Source organism: Alteromonas sp. H02, assembly GCF_059682525.1.
Genome location: NZ_CM185021.1, coordinates 2,509,891 through 2,523,657 on the forward strand (window position 1 = coordinate 2,509,891; position 13,767 = coordinate 2,523,657).

Genomic DNA, 13,767 nt, shown 5'->3' on the forward strand with positions numbered 1-13,767 from the left:
TAGTATTGACTAACCTTTTAAGTTTGAACAAAGCAAGATTTGACTGAATGCAAGCACTTTAGATTTTTTTTGCGATCGCTTAAAACAATTTATTCCGAATATTTAATTTTTATAAATATGCGATATATAGTGTTCGGTTATAAATATGGACACTATATCTTGTGTGTCGTCAAGATTTTTCACATTGCAAAATGTAGTTGACGTCAACGTTTCGATCCGATAATACGAATGCCTGATTGAAGGGATCAAAATGTAAGCCGGTGGCAGATCGGGTAAACAGGCCCGCCTGATCGGCAATTTTTATCAGCTCAGACGGTTTTAGGAAACGCTGATACTGGTGCGTACCCTTAGGTACCCACTGTAATACGTACTCGGCAGCCACAATGCCCATCAGATAGGCTTTCAAATTGCGATTTAAGGTGGAAAAGAACACTTTGCCGCCAGGCTTAACCAGCTTGGCACAGGCACTGATCACTGAAGCCGGGTCGGGCACGTGCTCAAGCATCTCCATACAGGTTACTACGTCGAAAGATTCCGGCTGTTCGGCCGCCAGGGTTTCAACACTCACGCAGCGATAATCGACTTTAACACCTGTTTCCAGACTATGTAGCTGAGCAATTTCCAGTGAGGCACTGGCCATATCGATACCGGTAACCTCGGCCCCTCGTACAGCCAGCGACTCAGCAAGAATGCCGCCGCCGCAGCCGACATCGAGGATCTGCTTACCAAAAACGCCCTCGCATTTTTCTTCTATAAAGGAAAGGCGTAGCGGGTTGATGGCATGCAAAGGTTTAAACTGGCCTTGTGGGTCCCACCAGTGGGCAGCGATTTCAGAAAACTTGTCGATTTCCGTTTGATCTACATTTTGCTGTGTTTCTATCATGAGCTTGAGTTTTCATCTTACCTGAAGTTAAAAATCCGCTTTACATTACCGCAAATCGGCAATCTGCACATGGCTTATTTGCCGCCGGGTTTAGCAATCGCGCAAAAATTAAACGCTTAGGATATAAGTGAAGGTAAGGATGCATTAATCACTACATAAATGCTGATTTGGGTGATAAACTCATTGGTTAATTAGAAGACCCCCAATGCGTGATCCAAGGGGATCCGGACGCAGGATCGTCAGGTATCTGCAGGATTGCGACAAACTTATAACAAGGGACCAAGCAGTTTATGACTGATAACGCCAAAGAAATTCTCCCCGTTAATATAGAGGAAGAGCTCAAAACGTCGTATCTGGATTATGCGATGAGCGTTATCGTTGGGCGCGCGCTGCCCGACGTACGTGATGGCTTAAAACCGGTACACCGCCGTGTACTGTTTGCCATGAATGAGTTGAAGAATGACTTTAACAAACCTTATAAAAAGTCTGCCCGTGTAGTGGGTGACGTCATCGGTAAATATCACCCCCATGGTGATTCTGCCGTATACGATACCATCGTTCGGATGGCGCAGCCTTTCTCCTTGCGCTACATGCTGGTTGACGGACAGGGTAACTTTGGTTCGGTCGACGGCGACTCCGCCGCCGCAATGCGTTACACCGAAGTGCGGATGGCAAAAATTGCCCACGAACTGCTTGCTGATTTAGACAAAGAAACCGTGGATTTCGTGCCAAACTATGATGGCACCGAGCACATTCCGGATGTGTTACCCACCAAAATTCCTAATCTGCTGGTAAACGGGTCTTCAGGTATTGCCGTAGGGATGGCAACTAACATTCCACCGCATAACCTCACCGAAATTGTAAACGGTTGTATTGCGTTAATTGACGAGCCATCACTGGATGTCGATCAGTTGATGGAGTACATCCCTGGTCCGGATTTTCCAACCGCCGCCTTAATTAGTGGCCGTAAAGGTATCGTGGATGCCTATCGTACCGGACGTGGCAAAATCTATATGCGTGCCCGGGCCGAAATCGAAACCGAAGACAACGGCAAAGAAACCATTATCGTTACGGAAATTCCGTATCAGGTAAACAAAGCCCGCTTAATCGAGAAGATTGCCGAGCTGGTAAAAGAAAAACGTATTGAAGGCGTCTCTGCACTGCGTGATGAGTCTGACAAAGACGGTATGCGTATTGTTGTAGAAGTTAAACGCAACGAGTCAGCCGAAGTGCTGCTTAACCACTTATACGCCAATACCCAGTTACAAACCGTATTCGGTATTAACATGGTGGCGCTGGATAACAACCAGCCAAAAGTGTTTAACCTTAAGGAAATCCTGCAGGCGTTTATCCTGCACCGTCGTGAAGTGGTTACCCGCAGAACAGTCTACGAGCTGCGTAAAGCCCGTGACCGCGCCCATATCCTTGAAGGCCTGGCCATTGCACTGGTTAACATCGATCCGGTGATTGAGCTGATCAAAGCCTCACCAAGTCCTTCTGAAGCAAAACAAGCGTTAGTGGCTTCTGGCTGGGAGCTGGGTGATGTAGCGGAAATGCTGCAACGTGCTGGTAATGATGCGGCGCGCCCGGACTGGCTGGAACCGGAATTTGGTATTCGCGACGGCAAATACTACCTGACTGAGCAACAGGCTCAGGCGATTCTGGACCTGCGCTTACACAAGTTAACCGGTCTTGAACACGAAAAAATCCTCGACGAATACAAGCAACTGCTCGAGCTGATTGCAGAATTACTGCACATTCTGGGCAGCCCTGAGCGCTTAATGGAAGTCATTCGCGAAGAGCTTGAAAAAGTCCGTGACGAGTTTGGCGATGAGCGCCGTACCGAAATCACCGCAGCCAGCCATGATATTGATTTAGAAGATCTGATCGAGCGCGAAGAAGTGGTTGTTACTCTGTCTCACCAAGGTTACGTGAAGTATCAGAAACTGTCTGAGTATGAAGCGCAGCGTCGTGGTGGCCGCGGTAAATCTGCCACTAAGATGAAAGACGAAGATTTCATCGAGAAGCTGCTGGTTGCCAATACCCATGATCATATCCTGTGCTTCTCAACCCGTGGCCGACTTTACTGGCTGAAGGTCTATCAATTACCTCTGGCCAGCCGTAATGCCCGTGGTCGTCCGATTGTAAACATTCTGCCACTGGAAGATGATGAGCGTATCACCGCGATCCTGCCGATTAAGGAATTCGAGGAAGACAAGTTTGTCCTGATGGCTACGGCCAATGGTGTGGTGAAAAAAACCAGCCTGACCATGTACTCACGTCCTCGTTCAAGCGGTATCATTGCAGTTAACCTGAATGACGGTGACGAACTGATTGGTGTAGCGATTACCCATGGGGATGACGACATCATGCTGTTCTCGGACGCCGGTAAGGTTGTTCGCTTTAACGAGAAACTGCGTGATTCTGAAACCGGCGCGGTTAAACTGGATCCTGAAACCGGTGAAGAGCTGCTGGCGCTGCGTCCAATGGGTCGAACTGCTACAGGTGTTCGTGGTATTAAGATGCCAGATGGCCAGAAAGTCGTGTCGCTAATCGTACCTCGTGGTGACGGTGCGGTGCTGACAGCTACTGAAAACGGGTATGGTAAACGTACGCCGCTGGAAGATTACCCGGCCAAGAGCCGTGCTACTCAGGGTGTAGTGTCGATTAAAGTCTCTGATCGTAACGGCAAGGTTGTCGGGGCGGTACAGGTAGATGAAAACGACGAAATCATGCTGATCAGTAATGCCGGTACGCTGGTAAGAACCCGCGTGAGTGAAGTATCTACCGTTGGGCGAAATACCCAGGGTGTAAGGCTGATCCGTACCGGTGAAAACGAGCAACTGGTTGCGTTACAACGTATCGAAGAAATCGAAGACACTGAGTTACTAGAAGCTGAAGGCGATGAAGCCGAAGCCGTCGATACAAACGCCGCACAAGACGGCGCAGACGAGTCAACGACAGACGAATAATCCTGCGTTAAAGGATACAACAAGCATCGCAAGCGGCTCCTAGTGCCGCTTGTTTTTTAGTGTATGTGAGCATTATGCCACCCGTAACAACATTGCGGGCAGGTGATAATGCTTCCTGACAGTATTTAAGAAGCTCATGAAAAACGTATTCAATTTTAGTGCTGGCCCTGCCATGCTGCCCCCCGCAGTGATGGAGCAGGCACAACAGGAATTTATTAACTGGCGTGACAGTGGCTGCTCGGTGATGGAAGTTAGCCACCGCGGTGCAGACTTTATCGAAATTGCCGCAACAGCGGAACAAGACCTGCGTGACCTGATGAACGTACCGGAAAACTACAAGGTCCTGTTTCTGCAAGGCGGCGGGCGCGGGCAGTTTGCAGCGGTACCGCTGAATATTTCAAAACAGGACGATACTTCACTGCATCTGGTGAGTGGTTCCTGGTCTAAGGGCGCGGTTGCAGAAGCTTCAAAGTATAATAATGCCAAAGTGATTGGTGAAGTAGTTGATCACAATGGTTATCAGTTTATGCCAAAGCCGGCTGCTGTTGACATCGATCAAAGTGCGGCGTATCTGCATTTCTGTCCTAACGAAACCGTGGATGGTATTGCCTACAAATGGTTACCAGAAGCAGGCGATGTGCCGCTGGTTGCCGATATGTCGTCGAACATTCTGTCGGGCCCGGTAGACGTGAGCAAATACGGTATTATCTATGCCGGTGCGCAAAAGAACATTGGCCCGTCCGGCTTATCGGTAGTGATTGTTCGCGAAGATCTGGTAGGTAAGGCTCGTCAGAGTACGCCGTCGATCTTCGATTACGAACTGATGGCCAAAAATGACTCCATGTATAACACACCGCCCACCTTTTCCTGGTATCTGGCGGGGCTGGTATTTAAATGGCTGAAAGCCCAGGGCGGTGTAGAAGCCATGGCCAGTCTTAATCAGCACAAAGCGGATACGTTGTATAAAGCCATCGACGACTCGTCGTTCTACCGCAACAATGTACATCCGGAAAACCGTTCAATTATGAACGTTCCTTTCCATCTGGCCGATCCGGCACTGGATAAAGTGTTCCTGGAAAAATCTAAACAAGCCGGTTTAATGGCCCTTAAAGGTCACCGCTCGGTAGGGGGTATGCGTGCCAGTATTTATAACGCCATGTCTATTGAAGGGGTAGAAGCCCTGGTGAGCTTTATGAAAGACTTCGAGGAGCATCACGCATGAGTGTAGAGCAGTTAACGTTACAGCCGGTCAACAAAATCGACGGTACCGTCAACGTGCCGGGCTCAAAGAGTCTGTCTAACCGGGCCTTGCTACTTGCGGCACTGGCGAAGGGCGAAACCCGCCTGACTAATCTGCTCGATAGTGACGATATCCGCCATATGCTGGATGCCCTCAAATTACTGGGTGTTGAATACAGCTTAAGCGATGACAAAACCGAGTGTAAGGTTACCGGCTTAGGCGGCGCGTTTTCGGTTGATAAACCGCTCAGCTTGTTTTTAGGTAATGCCGGTACCGCCATGCGCCCTTTATGTGCTGCACTGGCCGCCTCGAACGTAACGGTTGAATTAACCGGGGAACCACGGATGGAAGAACGCCCCATCGGCGACCTGGTTGATGCGCTGCTGGACGCAGGGGCGGATATTGAGTATTTAAAAAATGCCGGTTATCCGCCGCTTAAAATCACCGGTAGCCAGTTAAAGGGTGGCGAGTTGTCTGTGGATGGCAGTGTGTCGAGCCAGTTTTTGACGGCCCTGTTAATGGCGGCTCCGTTGTTTAGCGAAGACACCACTATCGCCATTAAAGGCGAGTTAGTGTCGAAGCCTTATATCGACATTACCCTGGATACCATGGCCAAATTTGGCGTGTCGGTAGAAAATCAGGATTATCAGCGCTTTGTGATCAAAGCCGGGCAGCAGTATGTGGCACCTAAAACCTTTATGGTAGAAGGAGATGCATCATCTGCATCTTATTTCCTGGCAGCCGGCGCTATTAAAGGCGGTACGGTCAAGGTCACTGGAATTGGCAAACAAAGCATCCAGGGTGACATTCGTTTTGCTGATGTGCTTGAAGCCATGGGGGCTAAAGTTGAATGGTTTGACGATTGTATTGTTATTCATGGTGCGCCGCTTAAAGGCGTGGACATGGATATGAACCATATCCCGGATGCTGCCATGACTATTGCGACCACGGCGTTATTTGCCGAAGGGGAAACCTGCATCCGTAACATTTATAACTGGCGGGTAAAAGAAACCGATCGGTTATTTGCAATGGCCACTGAGCTACGTAAACTAGGTGTGGAAGTAGAAGAAGGGCACGATTATATTCGGGTAACGCCTGGCGCTGTATTACAACATGCTGCTATTGATACCTATAACGATCACCGCATTGCCATGTGTTTTTCACTGGTATCTTTAAGTGATACACCGGTAACGATTAACGACCCGGGTTGTACCGCCAAAACTTTCCCTGATTATTTCACCCGCTTTGCCACAATCTGTCATCGTTAAGACAGAATTATTCTCTACTATCAATTGCGCTGGTCTCAGGGCCAGCGTGCATTCGCTACAGACTTAGGTATTATGCCCGGGTATTTATTGACGTGTATCATTGCCAATTGAGCTTACACGGGTATAATTGCCGCCGTTTTCGAGTTGTTATTAACATTTTATTAAATAAATGGAGCAGGTATGCATCCAATACCCGTAGTAACGGTAGATGGTCCTAGTGGGGCAGGGAAAGGCACACTAAGCGCATTAATCGCAGAAAAGCTCGGCTGGCACTTACTGGACAGTGGCGCGATTTACCGCGTACTGGCCGTTGCCGCCATGCATCATGATCTTCCGGTCGACGATGAAAGTGCTGTTGTTCCGCTGGCCTCTGGCCTTGACGTAAGTTTTGAAATTGACAAAGAGCAGCGCCGTGTGGTGCTTGAAGGTGAAGACGTCACCGACGATATTCGCACCGAGGAAGTTGGCGCTGTGGCGTCACAGATTGCGTCCCTGGCCAGGGTTCGCGAGGCGCTGTTACGCCGCCAGCGTGCGTTTCAGCAAGATCCCGGCCTGGTGGCCGACGGTCGCGACATGGGCACCGTGGTGTTCCCTGATGCCAATGTAAAATTATTCCTGACCGCCAGCGCTGAAGCCCGCGCGGAGCGTCGCTATAATCAGTTGAAAGATAAAGGTCTGGATGTTAATATTGCGCGCCTTTTAACCGATATCAAAGCCCGGGATGATCGCGACGCGAATCGTTCTATTGCGCCATTGGTACCGGCAGAAGACGCTGTAGTGATCGATTCAACAGATTTGGATATTAACCAAGTCTTTGAAAGTGCAATGGAAATTATCAATTCCAGGCTGTAAGCCCGGAGTCGGTTTCACCATCGCAATCGTTGTCACAGGAGGTGACGACTTTGTTTAATAACCCCACGTTATCCGGATCGAAATGTGGATGTCAACTTAAGTTAATTACTAAATCATATGACTGAAAATTTTGCACAACTTTTTGAAGAGAGCTTACAAGAACTTGAAACTCGTCCAGGTTCAATTGTAAAGGGTACTGTAGTTTCAATTGATAAAGACATCGTTCTTGTTGACGCAGGTCTCAAATCAGAAAGTGCTATCCCAGCTGAACAATTTAAAAATGCCGAAGGCGAATTAGAAATCGCAATCGGTGACGAAGTCGACGTAGCGTTAGACGCTGTAGAAGACGGCTTTGGTGAAACTATCCTGTCTCGTGAAAAAGCTAAGCGTCACGAAGCGTGGGTTGAGCTGGAAAAAGCTTACGACGATAAAGCCACTATCAAAGGCGTTATCAACGGTAAAGTTAAAGGCGGTTTCACTGTTGAAGTTAACAGTGTTCGCGCATTCCTGCCAGGTTCACTGGTTGACGTTCGCCCTGTACGCGACACCACTCACCTGGAAGGCAAAGAACTTGAGTTTAAAGTAATCAAGTTAGACGCCAAGCGTAACAACGTTGTTGTTTCTCGTCGTGCTGTTATCGAAGCAGAAAGCAGTGCAGAGCGTGAAACGCTGCTGGCCAACCTGGAAGAAGGTCACGAAGTTAAAGGTATCGTTAAGAACCTGACAGACTACGGTGCGTTCGTAGATCTGGGCGGTGTTGACGGCCTGCTGCACATCACTGACATGGCCTGGAAGCGCGTTAAGCACCCAAGCGAAATCGTAAATGTTGGTGACGAAATCAACGTTAAAGTGCTTAAGTTCGACAAAGAAAAGCAACGTGTATCTCTGGGCATGAAACAGATGGGCAACGATCCATGGCAAGAAATTGCACAGCGTTACCCAGAAGGCACTAAGATCACTGGCCAGGTAACTAACCTGACTGACTACGGTTGTTTCGTAGAGATCGAAGACGGTGTTGAAGGTCTGGTTCACGTTTCTGAAATGGATTGGACTAACAAAAACATCCACCCATCTAAGGTTGTTAACCTGGGCGATTCTGTTGAAGTTATGGTTCTGGAAATCGACGAAGAACGTCGTCGTATTTCTCTGGGTCTTAAGCAGTGCATCGATAACCCTTGGGAAACTTTCGCTAAGTCACACGAAAAAGGTGACAAAGTGTCTGGTAAGATCAAGTCAATCACTGACTTCGGTATCTTCATCGGCCTTGACGGCGGCATCGACGGTCTGGTTCACCTGTCTGACATTTCATGGAACAAGTCTGGTGAAGACGCCGTTCGTGATTACAAGAAAGGTGACGAGATCTCAGCGGTTGTTCTGCAAGTCGACCCAGAGCGTGAGCGTATTTCTTTAGGCGTTAAGCAAATCGAAGAAGATCCGTTCAACAAGTATCTGACAGATACCAAGAAAGGTGCTATCGTTGTTGGTACAGTTACAGCAGTTGATGCCAAAGGCGTTACTGTAAACCTGGCAGAAGAAGTTGACGGTTACATCCGTGTAGCTGATCTTTCTCGTGACCGTATCGAAGACGCGTCTGAAGTGGCTAACGTTGGCGACAGCATCGAAGCGAAGTACACCGGTGTAGACCGTAAGAACCGCATCGTAAACCTGTCTGTTAAAGCGAAAGACCAGGCTGACGAGAAAGAAGCAATCGACAAAGTGAACCAGCAAGACGACGCTGGCTTCGCGAACGCGATGGCTGAAGCTTTCAAAGCAGCAAAAGGCGAATAAGCTTTTTGACACATCAGGTATACGGTAAATGCCGTATACCTGTTGATGTAGCTGTTTGATGGATTGAATGACAAAGAGGTTTACACATGACCAAGTCTGAATTAATTGAGCGGCTCGCTGATCAGGCACGCCATATCCCGGCAAAAGAATTAGAAACAGCTATCAAAGAAATGTTGGAACAGATGGCGCAAACCTTACAAAAAGGTGACCGTATCGAAATCCGCGGGTTTGGTAGTTTTTCTTTGCATTACCGCGCGCCTCGCGTGGGACGTAACCCTAAAACTGGCGAAACAGTGGAGCTGGACGGTAAATACGTTCCTCACTTTAAGCCTGGCAAAGAGTTACGTGACCGGGTGAATGAATCAATCGCCTGATCAATATCTGCACAGATAGAAATAAAAAGCACTGTTATCAGTGCTTTTTTTGTATGTGAATGCTGTAACACTATCTACATTTTGTTATCCTGATTTTAATTTCTTTATTTAGGATCACGCACTTGAAAGGCTTGGCATTTTTACTCTGCATTATTGCGATTCTGGTACTGGCGATTGCCGTTGGTTCTCAAAATGATGCTGTAATATCAGTAAATTACCTGATTGCTAAGGCTGATATGACGGTCGCCACTCTGATTGCTATAGCATTAGGGCTAGGCGTTGTCGTTGGCGTTCTGGCTATTCTGAGCAGTTGGCTTACGCTCAGAGTTAAGCTCATGCGGGCACAGGCTAAGCTTAACAAGCTGCAGAAAGAATAAGCCTATGCTGGAGCTGTTATTTTTACTGCTGCCAGTCGCAGCCGGTTATGGTTACATAATGGGCCGCAACAGCGTTCGTCAGGCGCAGCGTAAACAATCCAGTATCCTTTCCAAACATTATTTTCGTGGTTTAAATTTCCTGCTTTCCGATCAGCCCGACCGGGCCGTGGATACGTTAATTAAAATGATTAACGTCAACAGTGATACGGTGGAAACCCATATCGCAATGGGCAACTTTTACCGCCAGCGCGGCGAAATAGACCGCGCTATCCGCGTTCACCAGAACCTGGTAAGCCGTGACGAAATCCAGTCTACCCAGCGCGAACTAGCGCTCAAAGAGCTCGGCAGGGACTATATGCAGGCGGGTTTTCTTGAGCGTGCTGAGGGCGCGTTTGTGAGTTTACTTAATTCCGACAAGCATTTTGAATTTGCTCAGCAGCAGTTGTTTGCCATTTATCAAACGACCAAAGAGTGGGGTCGTGCTATCGAGCTGGCCGAAAAAATGCTGGCCGAGAACGACAGTATTCGTAGCAGGCTGGCCCATTTCTATTGTGAACAAGCAAAGATTGAGCTGGATAATGAAGATATACCCGCTGCGCTTAAGGTGTTACAAAAAGCGGTCAATGTAGATGAACAGGCGGTCAGGCCCTGGTTAATGCTGGGTGAAGTTACCTTTGATCAGGGCCGCTTAAAAGAAGCCGGTGAATACCTGGTGCAGGTCGCTAATCGTGATAAGAACTGGTTTATTGAAGCGGTGCCGTTACTTGAGCAAATCGCCAGTGAAACCGGTGACTGGCAGAAATTTGAGAACCTGTTAAATGATAACTGGGTGCAAAGTGCCACCTTGTACCTGGCTATGGTGGATGTATTTTCCAATAAAGGCGAAGTGCAGCACGCCGCCGATTATTTATTTGAACAACTGCAAAAAACGCCTACCATGCGTGGCTTCCATCGCCTGATGCAGTTGTATTGTGAGTTAAGTGATGATGCCAACGCGAAGGCCACCTATCAGCAGTTACGGCAACTGGTGGCCAAGCAAATTGAACAGCGTCCGCGTTACCGGTGTAAGAGCTGTGGCTTTTCTGGTCGCAAACTGTATTGGCTGTGTCCATCCTGTAAAAAGTGGGGGGTCGTTAACCCCATTAGAGGTCTAGACGGAGAGTAAAGAGAATGAACCAAGAAGCCCGTGTGATCGTCGCATTGGATTTCGATGATGCCGATAAGGCCATGGCCCTGGTAGATCAACTGGATCCTGGTGCTTGTAAGCTGAAAGTCGGCAAAGAGATGTTTACCCTGTTCGGGCCTGAGTTTGTAAAATCGCTCATCGCCAAAGGGTTTGATATTTTTCTGGATTTAAAATTTCATGATATCCCGAATACCGTAGCCAAAGCTTGTAAAGCCGCGGCCGAAATGGGGGTATGGATGGTAAACGTGCATGCCAGCGGTGGTAAGGAAATGATGATGGCGGCAAAACAGGCCATTGCAGAGTCTGCTCATCCTCAAACCAAACTGATTGCGGTAACGGTGCTGACCAGCATGGATCAGGCGCAGTTGAATGATGTGGTGCCAGAGGTATCACCAGCCGAGCAGGTTAACAAACTGGCCCAGCTAACGGCCGATAGCGGGCTCGACGGCGTTGTTTGTTCTGCAAAAGAAGCGGTAATGTTACGTGAAACACATAACGACGAGTTTCTGTTAGTAACACCTGGAATTCGTCCTGCCGGGGCAGATGTGGGCGATCAGAAAAGGGTTATGACACCGGTTGATGCCATCGACGCCGGTGTAAGCTACCTGGTAATGGGCCGGCCAATTACACAAGCTGAAAACCCGTTAGCCGCCCTGCAGGCAGTAAATCAAAGCCTGGCGTAAAACATCTAAGACCAAATAAAAAATAAAGGGGTCAGAGTTAATTAATATTAATTAACTCTGACCCCTTTAACTTTTTAACTCTTTAACTCTTTTTAATTTTTGACGATCAGATTCCAAATTCGATAAGCGATTTATGTCGAAATTGGCATGCTTAAAGCCTGCTAAATGTTGAAAGGGCTTTATATGTCACAAGTTATCACTTCCAATTTGAACACTCAGCCATCATTCCAATCGAGGCTAAATCACAAGTTCGAATTAATGTTAAAAGCCTGGGTGGCGATTATTCTCACCGGCTAGTGGATATTTGCGTTATACATCCTCGTACAATTTACGTTGCCGCTGTTAACCGGGCATTTGGATGAGTCCCGCTACGCTTATATGATCAGGGGATATGTAAACGGCGACACCATTAATAACGCCATTTTATTGCTCCATGTGATACCCGTGATGCTGATTAGCCTGAGCGGCACATTCCAGCTGTTTCCGGCGATTCGCCACCATTACCCACGATTTCACCGTATCAATGGCCGTGTTTATCTGACCTTTGGCCTGTTGGGGGCCATTGGTGGCTTGTATCTTACCTGGGTAACCGGAAGTCGCCTGAGTGATTTAGGCGCGTTGGGGGTTACCGTGAATGGTTTACTAATTCCGGTAATGGTTTACTTTACCTGGCGCTATGCAGTGCAACGGGATTTCGAGCGTCATCAGCGTTTTGCCGTACATGCGTTTATTTTAATTAACGGGGTATGGACATTTCGATTGCTGCTGATGGGCTGGTTTATGCTCAATCAGGGACCACGGGGTAACAGTGCCAATCTGGATGGTCCGGCTGATGTTATTCTGTCATTTGCTTCTTACCTGTTGCCAATGTTAATTGCGGAACTGATTTTAAGGGCTCGCGCGCGTAATACCGTGGCCAGTCGCGTTATAGCCACCATCGCAGTGGGAATTGCCATACTTATCACTTTGATTGGTACCGCCGCGGCTACCATGATGATGTGGGGGCCACGTATCATTGCTGGCTGACTGAGGGCTGCGAGTTACCCACTCAGGCTTGTGCTGACTCAACCGCCAGATGTTGCTGGCGGTATTGATTAGGCGTACAGCCCTCGCTGGCTTTAAATGCACGATTAAAGGGCGCTAGTGAGGCAAATCCCGATTCCAGACTAATGACTAAAATGGTCCAGTGCCGACAATGCCCGGCAGTTAATAATTGTTTGGCATGGGCAATTCGGTAGCCATTGATAAACTGATTCACATTGGCCGAGGACGTCATAGTGCGGATGACCCGGCTGACCTTGTATTCTGATACCTGCAGGGCGGTCGCTATATCAATGGTCTTTAAGTCGTGTTGAAGAAAGCACTTTTGTTGTTCCATTAGTTGCCGGATTTGTGCGGCCAGCTGTTTGTCTTCGAAGGTCGCGGTATTATCTAATTGACTTTGTTGACTGGCAGCCGACGTTAACCGGCTACTTTGCCTGCGTACCTGGTGCTGCCAGACTAAAATGACCAGGGTTGTCAGCAGAATGGCCAGAGCTGAACTCACCACGAGCCAGGGTCTAACCTGCTCACTGACTGCGCCGGATAACATGCCGTCTGCTATCACCGTACAACTGAATACGCCGCTGAAAAACGTGGTGGCAAACAATAACCGTTGGTGCCGCATCGGTTTATCTGCATTATTAAAGCCACGTACTGCCTCCCAGAAAGCCAGTGCCAGAATGGTAGAAGATAACAACTGCGTGACTTCAGAAACAGCACCCTGTATCCAGCCAATCTTTTGCGCTGTAAGCCAGTCAACCGACACCATCAGTTCCAGACTGCGATTGGTGACGACTAACAGGGCGATTGCGCCGGCAAATAGATAATGCTGTGTTGCAAGGGCCTGAGTGCCCCTGAACAACGCACGGGATATCAGCCAGATAACATTACAGGTAGCGCAGGTGCCCAGTGCAAACACATACTGATAAGCACTGCCTGATTCGGCGGTAAGTACCTGCAGCGCCACCATCGCCAGCGACCCGCTAAAAATAGCAGTAAGGATATGCTCAACTCTTACCGGTCTGAATGATAACTGGGCCAGCATTACAGCGATCGCGGTAAGCAATAATACGTAATAAGCGTAACTAAGCCACATAAGTGAA

The 13,767-nt window shown here is 48.3% G+C and carries 12 protein-coding genes; 10 read left to right on the forward strand and 2 right to left on the reverse strand.

The features are described from left to right. Nucleotides 1–169: 169 nt before the first annotated feature. Nucleotides 170–883 (reverse strand): bifunctional 2-polyprenyl-6-hydroxyphenol methylase/3-demethylubiquinol 3-O-methyltransferase UbiG, encoded by a 714-nt coding sequence (ubiG, locus tag AC566Q_RS11630; RefSeq protein ID WP_499616857.1) that lies wholly within the window; start codon nucleotides 881–883, stop codon nucleotides 170–172. Between the two features lie 290 nt (nucleotides 884–1,173). Here ubiG and gyrA point away from each other — a divergent pair, with 290 nt between their 5' ends. From gyrA to AC566Q_RS11680, 10 genes are all read left to right on the forward strand, one after another. Further along, nucleotides 1,174–3,855, forward strand: coding sequence for a DNA topoisomerase (ATP-hydrolyzing) subunit A (gene gyrA / locus AC566Q_RS11635; protein WP_499616860.1), 2,682 nt, complete (start codon nucleotides 1,174–1,176; stop codon nucleotides 3,853–3,855). Between the two features lie 136 nt (nucleotides 3,856–3,991). Continuing rightward, the gene (gene serC / locus AC566Q_RS11640; RefSeq protein ID WP_499616862.1) at nucleotides 3,992–5,077 is read left to right on the forward strand and encodes a 3-phosphoserine/phosphohydroxythreonine transaminase; all 1,086 of its coding nucleotides are present in this window, start codon (nucleotides 3,992–3,994) and stop codon (nucleotides 5,075–5,077) included. After that, a complete protein-coding gene (aroA, locus tag AC566Q_RS11645) occupies nucleotides 5,074–6,363 on the forward strand; it encodes a 3-phosphoshikimate 1-carboxyvinyltransferase (protein ID WP_105935272.1) in 1,290 nt (429 codons plus the stop codon). Before serC ends, aroA begins: the two co-directional genes overlap by 4 nt. Before the next feature lie 180 nt (nucleotides 6,364–6,543). Next, on the forward strand, nucleotides 6,544–7,215 hold the full coding sequence (gene cmk / locus AC566Q_RS11650; protein WP_499616865.1) for a (d)CMP kinase: 672 nt from the start codon (nucleotides 6,544–6,546) through the stop codon (nucleotides 7,213–7,215). 117 nt (nucleotides 7,216–7,332) lie between these two features. Next, nucleotides 7,333–9,003, forward strand: coding sequence for a 30S ribosomal protein S1 (gene rpsA, locus AC566Q_RS11655; RefSeq protein ID WP_499616868.1), 1,671 nt, complete (start codon nucleotides 7,333–7,335; stop codon nucleotides 9,001–9,003). A gap of 86 nt (nucleotides 9,004–9,089) precedes the next feature. Further along, the gene (gene ihfB / locus AC566Q_RS11660) at nucleotides 9,090–9,377 is read left to right on the forward strand and encodes an integration host factor subunit beta (RefSeq protein WP_070176179.1); all 288 of its coding nucleotides are present in this window, start codon (nucleotides 9,090–9,092) and stop codon (nucleotides 9,375–9,377) included. 122 nt (nucleotides 9,378–9,499) lie between these two features. After that, nucleotides 9,500–9,754 (forward strand): lipopolysaccharide assembly protein LapA domain-containing protein, encoded by a 255-nt coding sequence (locus tag AC566Q_RS11665; protein ID WP_105935274.1) that lies wholly within the window; start codon nucleotides 9,500–9,502, stop codon nucleotides 9,752–9,754. A 4-nt stretch (nucleotides 9,755–9,758) separates the two neighbouring features. Next, nucleotides 9,759–10,919 (forward strand): lipopolysaccharide assembly protein LapB, encoded by a 1,161-nt coding sequence (lapB, locus tag AC566Q_RS11670; RefSeq protein ID WP_499616872.1) that lies wholly within the window; start codon nucleotides 9,759–9,761, stop codon nucleotides 10,917–10,919. A gap of 5 nt (nucleotides 10,920–10,924) precedes the next feature. After that, the gene (gene pyrF / locus AC566Q_RS11675; protein ID WP_296045916.1) at nucleotides 10,925–11,623 is read left to right on the forward strand and encodes an orotidine-5'-phosphate decarboxylase; all 699 of its coding nucleotides are present in this window, start codon (nucleotides 10,925–10,927) and stop codon (nucleotides 11,621–11,623) included. Between the two features lie 333 nt (nucleotides 11,624–11,956). Continuing rightward, on the forward strand, nucleotides 11,957–12,649 hold the full coding sequence (locus tag AC566Q_RS11680) for a DUF2306 domain-containing protein (protein ID WP_499616876.1): 693 nt from the start codon (nucleotides 11,957–11,959) through the stop codon (nucleotides 12,647–12,649). A 22-nt stretch (nucleotides 12,650–12,671) separates the two neighbouring features. Here the strand turns inward: AC566Q_RS11680 and AC566Q_RS11685 are convergent, their stop codons facing one another. Continuing rightward, a complete protein-coding gene (locus AC566Q_RS11685; protein ID WP_499616879.1) occupies nucleotides 12,672–13,760 on the reverse strand; it encodes a helix-turn-helix domain-containing protein in 1,089 nt (362 codons plus the stop codon). Nucleotides 13,761–13,767 lie beyond the last annotated feature (7 nt).